At 55.9% G+C, this 19,446-nt stretch carries 11 protein-coding genes and 2 tRNA genes; 5 read left to right on the top strand and 8 right to left on the bottom strand.

The features are described 5' to 3' along the window. Window positions 1-6 precede the first annotated feature (6 nt). Entirely contained in the window at window positions 7-465 is a 459-nt protein-coding gene (csdE, locus tag EDC54_RS00745; RefSeq protein ID WP_132452286.1) for a cysteine desulfurase sulfur acceptor subunit CsdE, read from the top strand. Window positions 466-473: 8 nt separating this feature from the next. On the opposite strand, the gene tcdA is transcribed toward csdE, so the two are convergent. Genes tcdA through mltA form a run of 3 tightly spaced genes read right to left on the bottom strand, consistent with a single transcriptional unit; the run spans window position 474 to window position 4,796 of the window. After that, window positions 474-1,292: a tRNA cyclic N6-threonylcarbamoyladenosine(37) synthase TcdA gene (tcdA, locus tag EDC54_RS00740; protein ID WP_132452285.1), complete on the bottom strand. Its 819-nt coding sequence runs from the start codon at window positions 1,290-1,292 to the stop codon at window positions 474-476. A gap of 54 nt (window positions 1,293-1,346) precedes the next feature. After that, window positions 1,347-3,605, bottom strand: coding sequence for a molybdopterin-dependent oxidoreductase (locus EDC54_RS00735; protein ID WP_132452283.1), 2,259 nt, complete (start codon window positions 3,603-3,605; stop codon window positions 1,347-1,349). 18 nt (window positions 3,606-3,623) lie between these two features. Continuing rightward, a complete protein-coding gene (gene mltA, locus EDC54_RS00730) occupies window positions 3,624-4,796 on the bottom strand; it encodes a murein transglycosylase A (protein WP_132452282.1) in 1,173 nt (390 codons plus the stop codon). 273 nt (window positions 4,797-5,069) lie between these two features. On the opposite strand from mltA, the gene EDC54_RS00725 reads away from it, so the two are divergent. Further along, a tRNA-Met gene (locus EDC54_RS00725) sits at window positions 5,070-5,146 on the top strand. A gap of 46 nt (window positions 5,147-5,192) precedes the next feature. Continuing rightward, a tRNA-Met gene (locus tag EDC54_RS00720) sits at window positions 5,193-5,269 on the top strand. Between the two features lie 144 nt (window positions 5,270-5,413). Here EDC54_RS00720 and amiC read toward each other — a convergent pair. Next, window positions 5,414-6,655 (bottom strand): N-acetylmuramoyl-L-alanine amidase AmiC, encoded by a 1,242-nt coding sequence (gene amiC, locus EDC54_RS00715; protein ID WP_132452280.1) that lies wholly within the window; start codon window positions 6,653-6,655, stop codon window positions 5,414-5,416. Between the two features lie 280 nt (window positions 6,656-6,935). On the opposite strand from amiC, the gene argA reads away from it, so the two are divergent. Continuing rightward, window positions 6,936-8,261, top strand: a complete 1,326-nt coding sequence (gene argA, locus EDC54_RS00710) for an amino-acid N-acetyltransferase (RefSeq protein ID WP_132452278.1) — start codon at window positions 6,936-6,938, stop codon at window positions 8,259-8,261. Between the two features lie 63 nt (window positions 8,262-8,324). On the opposite strand, the gene EDC54_RS00705 is transcribed toward argA, so the two are convergent. Next, window positions 8,325-9,521, bottom strand: a complete 1,197-nt coding sequence (locus EDC54_RS00705; RefSeq protein WP_132452276.1) for an L-talarate/galactarate dehydratase — start codon at window positions 9,519-9,521, stop codon at window positions 8,325-8,327. Window positions 9,522-9,848: 327 nt separating this feature from the next. On the opposite strand from EDC54_RS00705, the gene EDC54_RS00700 reads away from it, so the two are divergent. Beyond that, the gene (locus EDC54_RS00700; RefSeq protein WP_132452274.1) at window positions 9,849-10,871 is read left to right on the top strand and encodes a LacI family DNA-binding transcriptional regulator; all 1,023 of its coding nucleotides are present in this window, start codon (window positions 9,849-9,851) and stop codon (window positions 10,869-10,871) included. Between the two features lie 96 nt (window positions 10,872-10,967). Here the strand turns inward: EDC54_RS00700 and recD are convergent, their stop codons facing one another. Genes recD through ptrA form a run of 3 tightly spaced genes read right to left on the bottom strand, consistent with a single transcriptional unit; the run spans window position 10,968 to window position 19,365 of the window. Then, on the bottom strand, window positions 10,968-12,833 hold the full coding sequence (recD, locus tag EDC54_RS00695; RefSeq protein ID WP_132452272.1) for an exodeoxyribonuclease V subunit alpha: 1,866 nt from the start codon (window positions 12,831-12,833) through the stop codon (window positions 10,968-10,970). Then, on the bottom strand, window positions 12,830-16,414 hold the full coding sequence (recB, locus tag EDC54_RS00690) for an exodeoxyribonuclease V subunit beta (protein ID WP_132452270.1): 3,585 nt from the start codon (window positions 16,412-16,414) through the stop codon (window positions 12,830-12,832). Before recB ends, recD begins: the two co-directional genes overlap by 4 nt. Next, complete coding sequence (gene ptrA / locus EDC54_RS00685; protein ID WP_132452268.1) at window positions 16,411-19,365, bottom strand: pitrilysin; 2,955 nt, start codon at window positions 19,363-19,365, stop codon at window positions 16,411-16,413. The genes recB and ptrA overlap by 4 nt, the downstream gene beginning before the upstream one ends. Between the last annotated feature and the right edge of the window lie 81 nt (window positions 19,366-19,446).

The raw sequence follows: 19,446 nt of genomic DNA, 5'->3' as shown, positions 1-19,446 counted from the left end.
CAGATCATGATCGAGACAACCGAGACCACACACCCTTTTGGTCGGCATATTACCGTTGCCGACCTACAGGCGACATTTTCCGCCTGTCACGCTTGGGAAGATCGCTATCGTCAGCTCATTGTGCTGGCCAAAGCGCTGCCCGCGCTGTCCGCGTCGCTGAAAACGGCAGAGATTTCACTCTCCGGCTGTGAAAATCGCGTTTGGCTGGGCTACCAGCGTCAGGAAGACGGCACGTTACATTTTTACGGCGACAGTGATGGGCGTATCGTGAAGGGATTGCTGGCGATATTGCTCACCGCCGTTGAAGGGAAGACCGCTGAAACGCTATTACGGGACGATCCGCTGGCGCTCTTTGACACGCTGGGGTTACGCGCCCAGCTTAGCGCCTCGCGTTCAAGCGGTCTGGCTGCACTGGCTGACAGAATCAGGCACATTGCCGGACAGGAAGCCGCCGGCAAGGGGTGAACCTCACGCTAGTTCGGTGCCGCAGACGCTCTTTCCATTTTCGCGATCATTTTTTTCAACGCATGTGATACCGCGACAAAACCAAAGGTTGCGGTCACCATCGTCGCCGCGCCAAAGCCCGAAGCGCAATCCATACGCAGTACGCCGTCTGCCGTACTGCGGGAAGCGCACACGGAACCATCAGGCTGCGGATAAACCAGCGGCTCGCTGGAATACACGCAGTCAATCCCCAGCTTTCCTTTGCTGTTCTTCACCACGTTAAAATCATGCTTTAGCCGTTCACGCAGCTTGGCAGCCAGCGGATCCTGAATGGTTTTCGCCAAATCGGTAACATCAATACGGGTCGGATCGGTTTGTCCCCCCGCGCCGCCCGTGGTCACCACCGGGATTTTATAACGGCGGCAATAAGAAAGCAGCGCGGCTTTTGGCCGCACGCTGTCGATAGCGTCAATCACATAGCTGAAGTTCGGGTTGAGCAGCTCAGCCACGTTTTCCACACTGATGAAATCATCCACGCAGGTGACATGACATTCGGGGTTGATCGCCAGAATGCGTTCAGCCATAACTTCCGTCTTCGCCTGCCCGGTATGCTGACGCAGTGCGTGGATCTGCCGGTTTGTATTACTGACGCACACATCATCCATATCGATCAGCGTGATCGCGCCAATGCCAGTCCGCGCCAGCGCCTCTGCGGCCCAGGAGCCCACGCCGCCAATACCAATCACGCAAACGTGAGCCTGAGAAAACAGCGTCAGCGCCCGCTGACCATATAAACGCGCCGTGCCGCCGAAGCGCTGCAAATAGGCTTCGGATAATTGCGTACTCATTCAACTGACCTTCAAAAACAGAGCAATAAAAAATAACAACGGCGCAGCATAACGCTAAACCCGCACCACATCCACCAGACAGCTCATGGCATTCGGCCCTTGTGTTAGCGGAGACGTGCCGATATCCAACGTCAGCACATTGGCATTGCCGGATTGTTCAACCGGATGCCACGTGTTCTGGCCAAAACCGGGATCAAACCAGGCGCCGGTGGACATAATGACCACACCCGGCGTCACGCCATCGGTAATCTGCACGCCAGCCAGAATACGACCACGCGCATTTCTGACTTCCACCTGTGAACGGTCGACGATATCCCGCGCGGCAGCGTCCTGCGGATGCATATACAGCGTCTCTTTTCCTGCGGTCTTATTCGCGGCAACCTGCGGCGTGGCGGCGAGCTGGCTGTGCAAACGGTCAGACGGCTGAATGGAAATAAAGTGCAGCGGCCACTCTTTCGTACTTTCCGCCCCCAGCCATTCGACGGGCGGCTGCCACTCAGGATGAGGCGCAAAATCGGCATAGCCATAGCCGGCAATGGCCGAGCTGAACAGTTCAATTTTACCGCTTGGCGTATTCAGTGCGTGCTGTTGTGGATCGCGGCGAAAATCTTCAAAAAACACAAACGGCTTCTCGCCCATCGGAATTTCCACATACCCTCGCTGCCAGAACGCCTCAAACGACGGCCAATCCTCGGCAGCACCCTGCTGTCTTGCGCGACATTCATCATAGAGATGTTCCAGCCACTGCTGCTCGCTGCGGTTTTGCGTGAACACATCGCCATAACCCAAACGTTGCGCCAGTTCGCTGAAGATATCCACGTCATTACGCGCCTGATGCTGCGGCGCAATCGCCTGATGCATGGCGAAAATAAAGCGATCGCGGGACGAACCGCCGATATCATTACGCTCCAGCGTGGTGGTCACAGGCAGCACAATATCAGCCATCTGCGCCGCGGGCGTCCAGACAATGTCCTGCACAATCACCGTATCCGGCTTACGCCAGCCATCCACCAGTCTGTTCAACTGCTGATGATGATGGAACGGATTGCCGCCCGCCCAGTGAATCAGATGAATATCGGGATAAGTATGGGTTTCGCCCTGAAAGGTATAAGACGTTCCGGGATGCAAGAGCATATCGGCGATACGCGCGACCGGGATCGCCCGCCCCGCATTCGGGCTGGACGGTGAAGCCGGTGCGGGCGTTGAAATACGTTCGTTGCCGACGCTGTTCATCGAGCCATGGCCGAAGGAGAAGCCACCGCCGGGTAAACCCACCTGCCCCAGCATGGAAGACAGCGCAATCATCATCCAGTAAGGCTGTTCGCCGCGGTGTGCGCGTTGCACAGAATAAGAGCAGGTAATAAAGCTACGCACGCCGATAAGCTGCTGCGCCAGACGCCGGATACGATCGGCAGGAATGCCCGTGATATCGCTGGCCCACTCAGGGGTTTTCGTCACACCATCACCGCGACCGTGCAAATAGTCGCTCAGTTGTTCATAACCAACGCAGTAGCGTTGCAGGAAATCCTTATCCTCTGCGCCCAAACGCTGAATCTCATAGCCCAACGCCAGCATCAAGGCGACATCGGTATTCGGGCGGATGGGGATCCACTCAGCATTCACAAACTCAGGACAATCGTCACGCATCGGGCTGATGTTAATGACCGGGATCCCTTTTGCGACCAGCGTTTCCAGCGCCGGCTTGAGCGTGTGGTGCCCGGCGCCGCCGGAGGCCACCTGCGCGTTTTTTAGCGCCAGACCGCCAAACGCGAGGAAAATGTCACAGTGCTCCGCCACGCTGCGCCATTCCGTTACTTTTCCCGTCAGCGGGTGGAAAGTGCCAATCACGTAAGGCAGGAAGAACTGCGCCGCGCCCCAGCTGTAATTTCCCTGCTGATCCACCGCGCCGCCGCCGGAAAAGTAGAAACGACGCACCTGAGATCGCGCATGGTGATAACGTCCGGCAGATGACCAACCGTAGGAACCGGCAAAAATACCGTCGGCACCGTAACGGTCGCGAACGCGGCGATTCTCTTGTGCGATCAGATCAAGCGCCACGTCCCAATCGACCTCAACAAAATCCTCTCGACCGCGCAGGCTTTTGTCGCTGTTCTCCCGTCTCTGTAGCCAGGAACGGCGTATCGCAGGCCGACGGATACGTCGATCGGAATACACCAGCGGCACGATGGAATCGAGCATGGCGGAAGGGGCGGGATCGTCGGCAAACGGCTCGCATCGAATCAGCTTGCCGTCTTCAACCACAGCGGTAAACGCGCCCCAATGCGCAAGATGTGGATAACGTTTCATTGTCATAGCTGCCTCAGGGACGTATTAGTTCTGTTGATGGTTAACCAGCAGCAATTCTGATCCATCGGCATTCGTCGCCGGCTTATTTTGCGCACGACTAAACAACGGCGTGCTGTTCTGAGCATTTTTCAGAACCCAGACCCGACCATAGTGGTTGTAGAAACCCGCCTCATGGCCGGCATCCGGCCCAATACCCTGATAGATATCGAAGTGTTGTCCTTTAATCGCGCCGCCGACATCCAGTGCAATCATCAGACGCATTTCATATTTGCCGGTGAACTTCCCTTCATTATCCAGCAGCGGAACTTCGGCCAGCAGCGTGGTGCCCGCCGGGATCAGCGAACGGTCAGAAGCCACAGACGCTTTGGCCACCAGCGGCACGGCGCTTGCCCCTTTGACCGGAGCCGACATCATCGGTTTGAAGAAAACGAAAGAAGGATTTTGTTGCAGCAGTTCACGCACCTCATATTCGGTGTGCTGCTCCGCCCATTTGCGGATTGCCTGCATGGACATGTCTTCACGCGCCACTTCACCACGGTCAATCAATACTTTACCGATGCTGCGATAGGCGTGACCATTTTTGCCTGCGTAGCCGAAGAACGTCAAAGGGCGTCCATCGCCAAAATCAATATAGGCGCTGCCCTGTACTTCCATCATGAAGTTATCGACCAGCGAGTTGGTCCAGGCGAGAGCCAGTCGCTCATCGAGCGCACCCGAATAAATCGCGGCGCGATCCGGCAGTCGGCGGTTCTTTTTCCCTCTGGACGGCATCGCATAGAGAGGGTGGCGGAACTCGCCCTGCCGGGTATAGCGCGCCTGCAACACCGGCGTGTAATAACCGGTAAACTGCACGTTGCCAAAATTGTCCACGCCTTCCATTTGCCAGGCGCTCAGGCCAAACCGGCTCAGCTCACGGGTATCGGATCCGGACATCATCCAGCTTTCAATCGCCTGAAAGGTCGCGCGATTGTTCGCATACAAATTGGGTGACGCGGCCTGAATTTCAGCAACCTGCGTCATGAAATCCCGTGCGTTAACCGGTTTGCCTTTAGCGCTCGGTTCGTTGACCAATTCCAGAGGCTGATTAAGATGACCATCTTTATATTGCTGCCCGCGATCGGTTGGCCTGGATTGACACCCCGCCAGAATGGCAATGACCACACCGGTCAGCACATATTTCCCCCACCGTCCCTTCATCTTTTGCGCTCGCTTCTCACATCAACAAATTTACTGTTGAACGATAACAAACGACTCCCGATAAAGGAATGGGACGGCACAGAAATCCGCAGGGCGAAAACCACGATGCCAGAAAGCGCGGTATCACGGCACGATTTTACTGTTTTTTACCGCAATAACGCTCAAAAAAACACCCAACGGGCGGTAAATTCAGCACCTGATGACTAAATGCCGTCTTTTTTTAAGAAATAGGTTGCATCAATGCTCACGGAGAGTATAGTGCGCATCCACGGACGCGGGGTGGAGCAGCCTGGTAGCTCGTCGGGCTCATAACCCGAAGGTCGTCGGTTCAAATCCGGCCCCCGCAACCAATTGATGTGAGTCGTCCATCAAAAAAATAGAAGTAAGTCATACGGACGCGGGGTGGAGCAGCCTGGTAGCTCGTCGGGCTCATAACCCGAAGGTCGTCGGTTCAAATCCGGCCCCCGCAACCAATCGACAATGTCGATGATGACATAATTAAGCACCTTAACGGGTGCTTTTTTATTTTTTACGCCCTGCTTTCTACGCTGGCGCCAGCGGGCCATCTCCTCTTTCTCCGCAGCCGCGCGTGGCACACGCGACCACAGTAAAACCTACTACCCTTTAGCCTGACTGGCGAAATAAGCTTTAATTCCCGCAAATATGGATTCGGCAATCTGCTGCTGGAAATGGCTGGTGCGCAGCTTACGCTCCTCTTCAAGATTGCTGATAAATGCCGTTTCGACCAGAACCGAAGGAATGTCCGGCGCTTTCAACACCGCAAACCCGGCCTGATCGACACGGTTCTTATGCAGACGATTCACTCTACCCAGCCGCGTCAGGATCTCTTTGCCAAATTTCAGGCTGTCGCTGATCGTCACGGTCTGCACCAGATCGAACATCGTGTGGTCCAGATAACGATCGCCGCTCATGCTGACGCCACCGATCAAATCCGATTCATTCTGCGTTTCCGCCAGAAACCTCGCCGCGGTACTGGTTGCCCCTTTCTTCGAGAGGGCGAAAACTGACGAGCCGCGCGCCGAACGGTTGGTGAAAGCATCCGCATGAATGGAGATGAACAGATCGGCGCGCTGCTTACGCGCTTTCGCGACACGCACGCGCAGCGGAATGAAAACATCTTCATTTCGCGTCATGTAGGCCTTCATCGTGGATTCGTTATCGATCAGCTTACGCAGTCGACGGGCGATTTGCAGTACGACATCCTTCTCCCGCGTTTTATTCTTGCCTATCGCGCCGGGATCTTCACCGCCATGACCGGGATCGAGCATAATGACCAAAGGGCGATCGCGCCCGGCCTTCCCCGCCTGCGGCGCTTCCGCGGGCAGCGTGCGTTCCAGATCGCCTTTGTTGTAATCCTCCAGCAGCGCCAGCAGCGGATCCTCTTCATTGTCGTAACGGCCTGCGGCGGGATACAAATCCAGCACCAATCGGTGTCTGAATTTCGCCACCGGGCTCAGCGTAAAGACCTTGGCCGTCGCCTGCTGCTTTAGCTCCAGCACCAGACGTACCGTGCTTTTATCAAACTGGCCAATGCGCGCGTCTTTAATCAGCGGATCGTGATCGGGCTGAAGCTGACTGGTGATCGCCTTCAGTACGCTGTTCAAATGGATATTTTCAATATCCACCACGATACGTTCAGGGTTGCTCAGACTAAACTGTTTATATTTCAGTGAGTTATCGGATTCCAGTGTGACGCGGGTATAAGAAGAGGGCCAGACGCGCACGGCAATCACCTTTGCGGTCGCAGCCAGCCCCACACCGCTGACGCTTAACAGCCAGGTTGCCGCCGCGCTTTGTAACAGGCGCCGACGAGTCAGACTATGATTCGAATGAGACATGCCACTCCGATCTGATTGCGATACGTTATCCTGCGTTTCCGCGCTATGAATACGCGGGACAAACTATGCAAACATAAAAAAACGGTAAAAATTGCCAAAAACTTTAACGAATCTGTCCTGAGCTGTCATGCAAAAATCATAATAAGCCGTTATAACAGGCGGATTATCTTGACCGTAAAGTCCGAAACTCACGATCCTGACTCATACTTGCCCTTGCGTTTTTCCCCATAAAAGAATAAAAATACAAAAATTACGAATAAAAATGCAAAGAGGGCTCACAGTGAAGGAACGTAGTACAGAACTGGTTCAGGGCTTCCGCCATTCAGTTCCCTATATCAACGCCCACCGCGGCAAAACGTTTGTCATCATGTTGGGTGGCGAGGCCATCGAACATCCTAACTTCTCTAACATCGTCAATGACATCGGGCTATTGCACAGTCTGGGGATCAGGCTGGTGGTAGTCTACGGCGCCCGCCCACAGATTGACGCCAGCCTGACCATGCATCACTACGAGCCTCACTATCATAAAAATACCCGCATTACCGACAGCGCCACGCTGGATCTGGTCAAACAGGCGGCGGGCATGCTGCAACTGGATATCACCGCCAGACTGTCGATGAGCCTGAACAACACGCCGCTACAGGGCGCGCACATTAATGTCGTCAGCGGCAATTTTATTATCGCGCAGCCGCTCGGCGTTGATGACGGCGTAGACTATTGCCATAGCGGCCGCATTCGTCGTATTGATGAAGAGGCGGTAAATCGCCAGTTGAATAGCGGCGCCATTGTGCTGCTTGGTCCGGTCGCCGTTTCAGTCACCGGAGAAAGTTTCAATTTGACCTCGGAAGAGGTGGCGACTCAGTTAGCTATCAAGCTAAAAGCCGAGAAAATGATCGGCTTTTGCTCCTCGCAGGGCGTCATCAATGAAGAGGGCCGCATCATTTCCGAACTGTTCCCGGACGATGCGCAACGGCGCATTGATACGCTGGAACAGAGCGGCGATTATCATTCCGGTACGGTCAGGTTCCTGCGCGGCGCGGTCAAAGCCTGCCGCAGCGGCGTACGCCGCAGCCACCTGATCAGCTATCAGGACGACGGCGCGCTATTACAGGAGCTGTTCTCTCGCGACGGGATCGGTACACAGATCGTGATGGAAAGCGCCGAGCAGGTTCGTCGGGCGACCATTAATGACATCGGCGGCATTCTGGAACTGATCCGCCCGCTGGAAGAGCAAGGCATTCTGGTCAGACGCTCGCGCGAACAGTTAGAAATGGAGATCGACAAATTTACCGTGGTAGTACGCGATAACCTGACTATCGCCTGCGCCGCGCTTTACCCCTTCCCTGAAGAAAGCATCGGCGAAATGGCTTGCGTAGCGGTTCATCCGGATTATCGCAGTTCATCGCGCGGCGATATGCTGCTGCTGCGCATTGCCGCTCAGGCGCGCCAGCAGGGGCTGAAAAAGCTGTTTGTGCTGACAACACACAGCATCCACTGGTTCCAGGAGCGTGGCTTCCTGCCCGCCGAAGTGGAGATGCTGCCGAAGAAAAAGCAGGCGTTGTATAACTACCAGCGCCGCTCGAAGATTCTGGTGATGGATCTCTGAATGACGTTTTTCAACGAAGCCTCTCGTGGCCGACCGTAAAATCGGCCACGCTCGTTGATCAGTTTATGGCTGCCTGCCAAACTCACAGCTCAGCGTTGTCCACTTCCTTGCCTGTTCACTCAGCGTAAATCCCAGTCCCAGACGATCGGATACCCACATCCGCCCGTCGCGCAGTTCTAGCTGCTCGTTGAAAAGTGGATTCAGCCACTCGAAGTGTTCCAGCCAGGGTTCAATCGGATAAGCGGCAGCCAGATGCAAATGCACTTCCATCGCAAAGTGCGGCGCCAGCTTACGCCCATGCTTCGCGGCCAAATCCATGATTTTCAGGAAAGGCGAAATCCCGCCCACCCGCGGTGCATCCGGCTGAACGAAATCACTGGCATTACCAAGGATCAGCTGTTCGTGTTCGCGGAAACTGGTCAGCATCTCGCCCGTGGCAATCGGCGTATCCAGTGCCGCCGTCAGCGCCGCATGGCCTTCCACATCGTAGGCATCCAGCGGCTCTTCAATCCAGATCAGGTTAAAGGCCTCCATCTTTCTCCCCATCCGAATCGCCGTTTCGCGATCCCACTGCTGATTGGCGTCCACCATCAGCGGGAAATCGTCTCCCAGCGCTTCGCGCACCGCCGTAAGGCGACGGATATCCTCCGTCGTATTCGGTTGCCCGACTTTTAGTTTTATCCCGCCGATACCACTTTCACGGGAGATGACGACATTTTTTAATACCTGATCCAATGGCGTATGCAGGAAGCCGCCTGAGGTGTTGTAGCACTGCACGGAATCACGGTGTGAGCCCAACAGCTTAGACAGAGGCAAACCTGCACGCTTGGCTTTCATGTCCCACAGGGCGATGTCGAGCGGAGAAATCGCCTGTACTGCCATGCCACTGCGGCCAACCGATGCGCCAGCCCACAGCAGCTTGGTATAGATCTTATCGATATCGTTCGGATCTTCGCCCAACAGGTTATCCGCAATCTCTTTGGCATGCGCATAGATGCCCTGACCGCCCGCTCGCTTGGAGTAGCTGAACCCCACGCCTTCAAACCCATCACGACTGCGAATTTCCGCAAAAATAATGGCCACTTCGGTCAGCGGTTTCTGCCTTCCGGTCAGCACCTTCGCATCGCTAACCGGCGTGGCCAGCGGCAAAAACGCCAGAGAGAGTTTTACCCATTCAATTCGATCGCCCGACTCGGCAGCCGATCTGACGTTCGTGACTTTTGCGTAGCTCACCGCCGCTGAATTTGCACTGATGGTCATGTCTCACCTCATTAAATGATTGCGCTAACATTCATAAACAGAAAAGAAGATAGCGATAAATGAAGAAAAAACATGCAATACAGATCACACAACATTCATTATCACGATAAAATCGTTCATTAACCGTAGAAATGAATGATTGCGCAATCACCACAAAAAGTAAGAGGATACAACGGGAATGCAGGGCGACCAGTTCAGAGGCCAACACGAAAAAACGAGACAATTCGGCAGGTTGCCAGATACACGGGCGACTGGAAAACCGATATGCCATCAACGATAATCCGACGATATATGCCTGTGCGCATAGCCTCAGAAGGGAACCCGTGATTGAAACGCGATAAGAACGCCAACAGCCTCCCACCGCGTGCACCCACGCTTGAAGATGTCGCGCGTGCCGCAGGCATTTCGCCTATGACAGTCAGCCGCGCGTTAAACAACCCGAAGATTGTGCGCGCGGAAACCGTAAACAAAGTGATGGAAGCCGTCCGTGCTACGGGCTACATCCCGAATATGTTAGCGGGCGGTCTGGCTTCCAGACGCAGTAAGCTGATTGCCGTCGTGGTGCCGCAGATCAATAACAATATGTTTGTTGATACCATTCAGGCGATAAGCGATGAACTGGCGGCACGCGGTTACCACATGCTGCTGTGCGTTGCGGGCGATACCAATGAATCCGAGGCGGAGATCGTCGCCACCCTGCTTTCTCGTCGCCCGGACGGCATCGTCCTTACCGGTATTCACCACACGCCAGAACTTAAACGTCTCCTGCTCAACGCCACGATCCCCATCGTTGAAATCTGGGATCTCACGCCAACGCCGCTCGATATGCTGGTGGGTTTTTCCCATGAAAGCATCGGGAACGCCATCGGGCATTATTTACTGGGTAAAGGACATTCGCGTTTCGGCCTTGTCTGGACTGAAGACGCGCGTGCCGGTCTGCGTAAGAAAGGGATTTATGACGTCATACAAAAACAGCAGGGCAGTCATGCACGTGAGGCCATCGTTCCCTGGCCAGCCACGCTGGCACTCGGAAGGCAGGGATTAAGCGATCTTCTCGCCAATGGCGAGGATTTTGACGCCATTATTTGCAGTTCCGACACGCTGGCGCAGGGCGTTATGATCGAGGCCGCAGCCAGAGGGTTAGCGGTGCCGAAAACCCTGGCAGTGATGGGATTTGGCGATCTCGATTTCGCCGCCCACTGCACACCGAGCATTACCACGGTCAGGGTCGATCGCTGGAAAATCGGTACCGACGCAGCGGCCATGTTAGCGGAAAAAATTGAGGGGAAAAGCGTGCCCTCCCCCATCGTAGATATTGGTTTTTCACTGATTGAGCGTGAATCGGCCTGACATTCCATCCCTCACTCGCCAAGCGGCATGGGCATGAGCTTCTCTTACCGACTCGGCCTGCTATAGGCCCTGCCTGCCTGCCGCCACGCGAATTATTTAGGATGTGTCGCCATTCATTAACGCGCTAATGCGCTCTTCCAAACCGCTATAGCGTTGCGTCGGCGTTTTCACCGCCCGACAGAGGATGCGGATGTCGGCATAAAGTGACAAGCGCTGGCGCGCACGCGTAATGGCGGTATACACCAACTCCCGCGTCAGCACCGGCAAATAGTGGTTCGGCAACACCAGCGCGGTATGCTCAAACTCCGATCCCTGCGATTTATGCACCGTCATCGCGTAGGCCGTTTCATGCGGCGGCAGACGACTCGGCGTGACATCCTTGGTTTCACCATTCGGCAGGGAGAAAAATACGCGCAGCTCCCCGCGTTTCCCCGGCATGGCAATGCCGATATCCCCATTGAACAGGCCCAATGCGGCATCATTACGCTCAATCATGACCGGTCGGCCGGGATACCAGCGGTTAAGCGGATGGCGACCGCGCTGAATCAACCCGACCTGATGCAAAGCCTGCTCAATACGCTGATTCAGCCCCGCGACGCCAAACGGCCCCTCCCGTAACGCGCACAGTTGGCGATAGCGCTGGAAGGCTGACAGCACGGCCTCCGGCGCGGCGCCCGTCGCGATAAGCTTTAGATAGTCGCGATATCCTTCGACACACTGTGTCAGCATGGTCTGGTACTCTTCAGCCGCCGCTAACGGACGACAGGTAATATCGGTAAACTCACCGCTCAGCACGGCGCGCACGCGCGCCTCATCGCCACCGTTCACCGCCCGCGCCAGTTGCCCGATACCGGAATGCGGATCAAAGCGGTAACTCCGGCGCAACAGGCAGATACAGTCTCCCACCGTCGTCTCCCCTTGAGAACCGCTGTCATCCAGCATACAGCCCGTCAGCCGCTGCAATTGCTGCGCACGCGCACGGCTATAGCCCGCCTCGGCAAAACGGCAGATATCGCCCAGTACCGCCCCCGCCTCGACAGAGGCCAACTGATCGCGATCGCCCAGAAAGATAATTCTGGCCCCCGCCGGAAGCGCCGCAATCACATTCGCCATCATCGGCAGATCGACCATTGACGCCTCATCCACAATCAGCACATCCAAATGCAGTGGGTTTTCCTGATGATGACGTAGCCGCTGGCTATCCGCTGTCGCGCCCAAAAGCCGATGCAGCGTTGTCGCCTCCTGAGGAAAGGCGTCGCGCTGTCGTTGATCCACGTTCAGACGGCGCAATGCCATCCCCAGCGACTCCGTTAAACGGGCCGCTGCCTTCCCGGTGGGAGCCGCCAGTTGAATACGCAACGCCTGTCCCGCGTTCAGCTCAATCAGCGCCGCCAGCAGCTTGGCGACCGTCGTGGTTTTCCCCGTTCCCGGCCCGCCGGAAATAATCGCTATACGGCGCGTCAGTGCAATCGCCGCGGCCACCTTCTGCCAGTCGGTTTCCTCACCGGTATCAGGAAACAGCCGATCCAACAGCGCGCGGATCGCCGGTTCATCAGCCGGCACGTCATCGTGCTCGCTGGCGATAAATTGCGCCACGCGGCCTTCACTCTGCCAGCTACGCTGTAAATAAAGCTTATCGCCTTGCAGCACCAGCGGCGTCGGCAAATGGCCGTCGCTGACGGCATCGGACGCCAGCAGGCGCTGCCGCCATTCTGCAACAGCGCTCACACCGGCCATTGAAAGAAGCTGCTGGGCCAGTTCAGGTTCGCGGCCATCAAACAGCGTCTGCGCCTGCAAATTCGCCAGCGGAAAACACACGTGTCCAGCGCCGGAATATGCGCTCAGGCAGGCAGCAGCCAACAGCAGATGAGGCTGTCCATCATCCGCCAGCATTCTGGCAAACTGAACATCCAGCGGGCGTAACAGTCGTCGCGCCAGCGCGGTTTCAAGTAACGCAATCATGAGGGAATTCCTGCATCCGCATCGTCGGGTAGCTTACCCAGAAATAACGCATCAAGCCCAAAGACCAATTCCGCAGAGGGACGGCAGGTAAATATTCCGTTGCCGGGGTGAGACGCGTCAACGCCACGTAAAAACAGATAAAACACCCCGCCAAAATGGCGATCGTAGTCGTAATCCGCAATACGGTGCCCCAGATAGCGATGCAAAGCCAGCGTGTAAAGCTGATATTGCAGGTCATAGCGGTGTTCAGCCATCGAGTGCATCATTGCCGTTTGGGTATAGGCACTCACATCGGCGCCAAGCCAATTGGATTTATAGTCCAGCAGGTAGTAACGCCCTTCCCAACGGAACACCAGGTCGATAAACCCCTTGAGCATGCCTTTAACTTGCTGAAAAGAGAGCGGCGGACACTGCGCGGATAGCGGGTCATGCCGCTTTGCCAGCCGATCGAGCTGCACCGCCAGCATCGGCGCCGCAATCGGCAGGTAGAACTGTAATTCCGTCTGTTTATCCGGCTTACCCATCGCCGATAGCCGGATCCCCTGCGCATTAAGCGGCGTATTCAGCAGCGTATCCATCCATGCCTTCAATACCGGGTGCCAGTGCGCCTCCAGTCCCTGACGCTGCAATTGTTCAGCCAGCCAGTCGTCATCAACCGGCTGGGTAAAATCCAGCGTTTCAAACAGGCTATGTAAAAACGTGCCCGGACTCGCCCCGCGCGGAAAGGTATGCGGCGTCAGTTGGCCTTCATCCCCCTCCTGACGTTCGCCTATCGCTTCAATATCCAGACGCGGCACCAGATCCTGTACGTTTGCCGCGCCATGTTGCTGAAGCCCTGAATAGCTCGTCACTCGCCAGCCGTCGTGCAGCGGGCGTGTGATTTGGCGAGCCTGCAACTCGGTCAATACCGGGCTATCCGGCTCTAAACGCTGCGCTTCCGTCGCCTGTAGCGGCGTCAACGCGATACCGTCACCGACCAGACCTTCCAACTCGCTGACGAACACAGCCGTCTCGGCTTCCTGGCCCCGCTGGAGCAAATAGCCCAGCGCGTTATGGTGCATAGCGCTGACGCCGTCTTTTTTACCCGCTCGCTGAACGACGGGCGCCACACCAACACTACAGTGGTACACAGAACGAGTCAGAGCGACATAAAGCAAACGCAAATCTTCCGCCAGCCGTTCTTCTTCCGCCAGCGCCTGACTTTCTTCACTCTGTTGCAAATCCAGTACGGCCTGGTAACTGTCCCTATCGTGATAAATCCCCTGCTCCTGTACGCGGAAACTGCTGATAAAAGGCAACCACACCAGCGGATATTCCAGCCCTTTCGATTTATGAATCGTCACGATCTGCACCAGATGACGATCGCTTTCCAGACGCAGCTGCTGGTTCTCCGCCTGTGGATTAGGCTGAAGGATCTGTTGCGATAGCCAGCGCACCAGAGCATGTTCGCCATCAAGCGTCGCCGACGCATCCTGCAAGAGCTCGCCGATATGCAGAATGTCGGTAAGACGACGCTCTCCCTCTGCGCTCGCCAGCAGGTTCTCAGCCAACTGATGTCGGCTCATCAACGCACGCAGCATCGGTAATACGCCGCGCTGACGCCACAAATCACGGTAGCCTGCAAACTCCTCCACCAGCGCGTCCCAGGTGGATTCGCTTTGCCCTAATGCATCAACCTGCCCGGCATCCAACCCCATCAGCGCCGTCGCCATTGCGCTGCGTAGCGTGCGTTCCTGTTCCGGCGCCAACACCGCCTGCAATAGCCATAAGATATCGCTGGCCTCCGGCGTACTAAACACGCTGTCGCGGTTGGACAAGTACACCGAGGGAATAGACAGACGGCTCAACGCATCACGAATCAGCGAGGCTTCACGTCGACTACGCACCAGCACGCTCATGTCGGATGCCTTGAGCAAACGTCGGGAACCATCCGTCATCAGCCAGGCGTCATGACGCTGGCTGGCGAGCAGCCAGTCACGGATCTGCGCTGCGCATTGGCGCGCCATCTGCTGCTGATAATCCCCCACGCTAATCGCTTCCGATCCCGTTAGCCAGAATTGCAGTGCGGGCTGGGATTCACCGGCGATCTCAAAGCGCAAACCGCGCTTTGACTCGGCGGGTTTGACGGGAAGGAAAGGAATATTATGGAAAATAAAAGGGTGCTCGACGCGTTCAAACAGACGGTTAACGCCGCGCACCATCTGGAGCGATGAACGCCAGTTGGTACCGAGGGTATAATGCGCCGCGACTTCGCCACGCGCATGCATGTAGGTAAAAATATCCGCACCGCGAAACGCATAAATCGCCTGTTTAGGGTCGCCGATCAGCATCAGCCCGCACTGCGACTGCCCGACGTAAAGCGTTCGGAAAATGCGATACTGCTGGGGGTCGGTATCCTGAAATTCATCGATCATCGCCACCGGATAGCGCTCACGAATGGCGCCGGCAAGGCGTTCGCCCTCCGGCTGCTGTAATGCTTCGTCCAGCCGCCCCAGCAGGTCGTCAAATCCCAGTTCCGCACGCTGTCGTTTTTCTTCACGTACCGAATCACGAATTGCCGACAGCGCCCGAACAATCACCAGGTCGCGCAGTGACAGCGGCGTTTCCAGCAGTTGTTCCGTCGCCTCAAAAATGGCATGAACCGGCGGTTCGCCTTTTCTGGTTTTTTCGATTAACGTGCGCTGTGTAAATCGCGTCAAATCTTTCGGCAGCCGATAATCCAGCGTAGGCTGTTCTGCCCACAGGGTGATTTTCTGTAGCCAATTGGGAAGATGCCGACTGCTGTAACTGCGTTTATCCACGCCCGAAGCGCTAATCAACACGTCCAGATCCGGCGCTGACGCCAGCCAACGCTGCTTGTAAGCATCGATCGTGGCAACGATCTTCTCATGTCGACTGAGCAGGGTTTCATCCGCTTCGGGCTGAACCCGGAATACCGGCGCTTCACCGTGCAGATAAGGCGCCAGATCGGCCAGCAAGTTTTCCGGCCCCTTCCACTCCTGACTGACGATACGCGCAACGTCCACCGGCAGTGGATAACAATAACGCCGCCAGAAATCGGCGCAGGCCTGACGACGCAACGGCAGCTCATCTTCTATCAGTTGCTGCTCGAAAAGCACGCCGGATTCGAACGCATTAATGCTTAACATCCGTTGGCAAAAGCCGTGGATCGTATAGATCGCCGCCTCATCCATTTGTTGTTCGGCCGCTAACAACACCTCGGCTGCCGCCCGGTGGTCGGTGATTTCCGCCAGCAGCGGCGTGAGCCCAGCATCTTTCGGCTTTTCGTCCTTCTCCCCCTGCGTACTTTTACGCAGGCAGGCGATACGCAAGTCGTGGATTCTCGCGCGAATACGCTCGCGCAGCTCTTCGGTCGCCGCCTCGGTAAAGGTGACAACCAGAATCTCCTCCACCAACAGCGGGCGCGGATACGCGGCCTGTTTACCCAACCCCAGCAACAGGCGCAGGTAGAGCACTGCCAGCGTATAGGTTTTCCCGGTTCCTGCCGACGCCTCAATCAGCCGCTCTCCGACGAGCGGCAACGTCATGACGTCTAAGGATTGCGGCGCGGCGCTTGTCATTCTGCTAACGCCTTAACTTCCGATACCGTGGCACCTGCCGCCGTCTGTACTGCCGGCGCAGGGATCATCGCAGGCGGTTTTTCACGCGGTAACGTTTTTTGTAATGACGAGGCGTCCGCATAGGTATGCCATCCCTTCGGTGCGGCATAGTCGGCTTTACCATGATGGCTGCCGGAAACCTGCGACAGCACGGCAAGGCCTTCAGGCTTCAGCGCCTGCTGGAAGAATTCGGCCAGTTGCACCACCGTCAGCGGTTTAATTTGTGCCAGCAGTTTCTCACGCGAGTCAAAAGCAAAGTTTTCCCGGTCCAAATCTTTACGCAGCCGACCGGCCTCTTCAGCCAATGTTTGCGGACGCTGACTGAGTTCATTCACCACGCCTTGCTTATACTGCGCAAACTCCTCTTCACGCATTTCACGCAGTCGTTTTTGCGCTTTCAGGTAGAAGTCTTCATAGCGCTGGTACAGATAAGCAGGCTGTTTGACATTACTTTGCAGCAGTAAGCCGATGCCCATCTGTCTGCCAATGGACATCGGGAAGGCGAACACCGCATAGCCGAGTTGCTCTTCCGTTCTCAGTTGGCTGTAAAACCAAGGCTGAAGGATCTGCCCCAGCACCGAGCTGTACGCCATGCTCTGCGTTTCCGAGTAGCCGGTCGGTACATACACCGCCGCTAACGCAGAATCCGTACTGCTGCCCGGCCGCTGGAGATTAGCAAACTGCGGCTTGCTGACTTTGACGTCATCGCTGCGCGACAGATTTTCCCCTCCCGCCTTCAAATGCGCTTTCAGCGCATGCGCCAGCTCGGTTACGCGTTCCGGAGCCAGATTGCCGACGACCAGCATTTCAGGCGCGGCTTTTTGCAGCAGCGTTTTCCGGTAGTTAACCACATCCTGTAAGCTGATATCTTTCAGCAAGCGACGGCGTTCGCTGCGCTCGAAATACGGCAGTTGAGACAGCGCCTGAATCGGCTGTAGCGCCTGTTCAAAGGCTTTTGCTTTCTCGACCGCATCCAATTGCTGCAAATACCAGGACTTGGCCTGTTCCAACTGTGCTTCCGTTGAGGTAAAGGAGGCATAGCCATCCGCCAGTGTCACCAGCAGACGTGGTAAATGCTGGGTATAGCCATTGGCGCTAATCACCAGACCATCATTGCTGCGGGTGGAGAAGCTAATACCGCCAATTGAGGCCTGATAACTCAGTTCATCCAACGCCAGCCCTGCCAGATAATCATTCAACGCAAACAACACTTGATTGCGGGCGGTGCTGCGCGCGTCCTGATTACGCAGATACAAGGTGATTTCCGCTTTCGGCTCATCGGCGAAATAGCGACTTGGCATATACAGTACGCGTAACCCCGGCTGATCCAACAGGAGCGTCGGTTTGGTCAGCGATTTATCCGCGTTGATCAGGGAAAAATCATCCGGGATGTAGGGGTTAATCGTCGGCAACGACAGCGATATTTTCTGACCCAGCGTCTTCCACTTGGTATATGTCGCTGAAGAAATTTTATTCATCTCATACGGCGCATCGACAAAATAGGCCACTTTATTATGCGGTTCATTCGGGCTGATAACCCAGACACGCGCGTTCTGAGGCGCCATCTCGTCCAGCCGTGCAGCGATAGCGTTCGGATCGTAGCGATCCGCGATATACTGCGCATCAAGCGTATGTTCGATGGGCACGCGCAGCATGGTATCAACCAACCATTCGATGTAGTCCATGTCCCGGCTGATGGACGGATAGCGGAAATCCAGATCCAGAACGCGGGCGATTTCATCAAAATAACGCTGCTGAATCCCCTCAGTGCGGATTTGTTGCAAATAACGGAATATCGCCGCGATCACCTCGTCACGCTGCGCCAGCCCTTTATCCGTCAGCGAGACGGAAATCGCAAACATGCCGCCGTTTCGATCGATGATCGGCGAAGAACCCGCCCCGATAGATTCCGCCAATCCTTCCTTTTGCAGCCAGTCAGAGAGCGTATTCTGGCTGCGGTTGCCAATCAGATAGCTAATGTAGGTATCCGTCTTGCTGCGAAACGCCTGACTAATATCACTGACGCGAAACTCAATACGCAGCTGTTTCCTCGGCTGAGCGGGAACATAGTGGATCATGACGCCGCGTTGCTTCTCCGTAGTGACGGGAACAGTCACCACAGGCACGCTGGCATGATGATTAGCAATACGCCCGAATGTGTCGGCCGCCAGACGCGCCAGTTCTGGCAAGGGTTGATTGCTGTAAATCACCCCTTTCATCAGGTTGGCTGAGTAGTATTGCTGATAGAATTTCACCAGTTCATCATGCAGCTTGCTGCCGGGTTTATCGCTCAGGGTTTCAAGGTTTCCCCCCGAAAAACGCGCGCTAGGGTGCGCGGGGTTCAACGTCTCCGCCCCGACCTGCGCCATACGATGGCCGTCGCGTGAACGCGCCATCGTCAATTCCGCATTAACCGCGTTACGCTCACGATCGGCGTTCACCGGATCGAGCAACGGCTCTGCAATCGCATCAGCCATCCGATCCACCGCTGGCCGCAGCGCATCATTCTCGACTTCCAGATAAAACGCCGTGCGGTAAGACGCCGTACTGGCGTTGTGGCTGCCGCCGTGCTTTTTCAAAAACTCGGACAGCGCCTCCGGCGCCGGGTAACGTTTCGACCCCATCAACACCATGTGTTCAAGGTAGTGCGCCAACCCCAGTTGACTATCGGGATCGTCCAGCGAACCGATGGGAAGCGCCAGAGAAGCCAGTGATTTTGTTGCCTGCGGATCGGACACCAACAGCACCGTCATCCCGTTATCCAGCTTGATTGCCTGATATTGCCGTGGATCTTTTTCGCTTTTTCGAATGGTCTGAGCCAGCGTTTGCCACCCCGTCTCTGCCCAACTCATCGGCAACCAGCATGTGAACAACAGAAACCACCCGGTAATCCAGACCCACTGTTTACGCATGAAATTCTCCAACCTTATGTCCATCACGTTACGGCGCGTTACGTTTCGCCCCCAACATTTATAAAAGCAGCATTCCCAAAC

The organism is Samsonia erythrinae (assembly GCF_004342665.1).
Classification (GTDB): Bacteria; Pseudomonadota; Gammaproteobacteria; order Enterobacterales; family Enterobacteriaceae; genus Samsonia; species Samsonia erythrinae.
The sequence above is the reverse complement of the archived record's forward strand: the minus strand, read 5'-3'. Positions and strand labels throughout refer to the sequence as shown.

Bases quoted from the DNA above. Each gene is read 5' to 3' on its own strand.
- csdE (WP_132452286.1), top strand. From the start codon at position 7: ATGATCGAGACAACCGAGACCACACACCCTTTTGGTCGGCATATTACC.
- tcdA (WP_132452285.1), bottom strand. From the start codon at position 1,292: ATGAGTACGCAATTATCCGAAGCCTATTTGCAGCGCTTCGGCGGCACG.
- EDC54_RS00735 (WP_132452283.1), bottom strand. From the start codon at position 3,605: ATGACAATGAAACGTTATCCACATCTTGCGCATTGGGGCGCGTTTACC.
- mltA (WP_132452282.1), bottom strand. From the start codon at position 4,796: ATGAAGGGACGGTGGGGGAAATATGTGCTGACCGGTGTGGTCATTGCC.
- amiC (WP_132452280.1), bottom strand. From the start codon at position 6,655: ATGTCTCATTCGAATCATAGTCTGACTCGTCGGCGCCTGTTACAAAGC.
- EDC54_RS00705 (WP_132452276.1), bottom strand. From the start codon at position 9,521: ATGACCATCAGTGCAAATTCAGCGGCGGTGAGCTACGCAAAAGTCACG.
- recD (WP_132452272.1), bottom strand. From the start codon at position 12,833: ATGATTGCGTTACTTGAAACCGCGCTGGCGCGACGACTGTTACGCCCG.
- recB (WP_132452270.1), bottom strand. From the start codon at position 16,414: ATGACAAGCGCCGCGCCGCAATCCTTAGACGTCATGACGTTGCCGCTC.
- ptrA (WP_132452268.1), bottom strand. From the start codon at position 19,365: ATGCGTAAACAGTGGGTCTGGATTACCGGGTGGTTTCTGTTGTTCACA.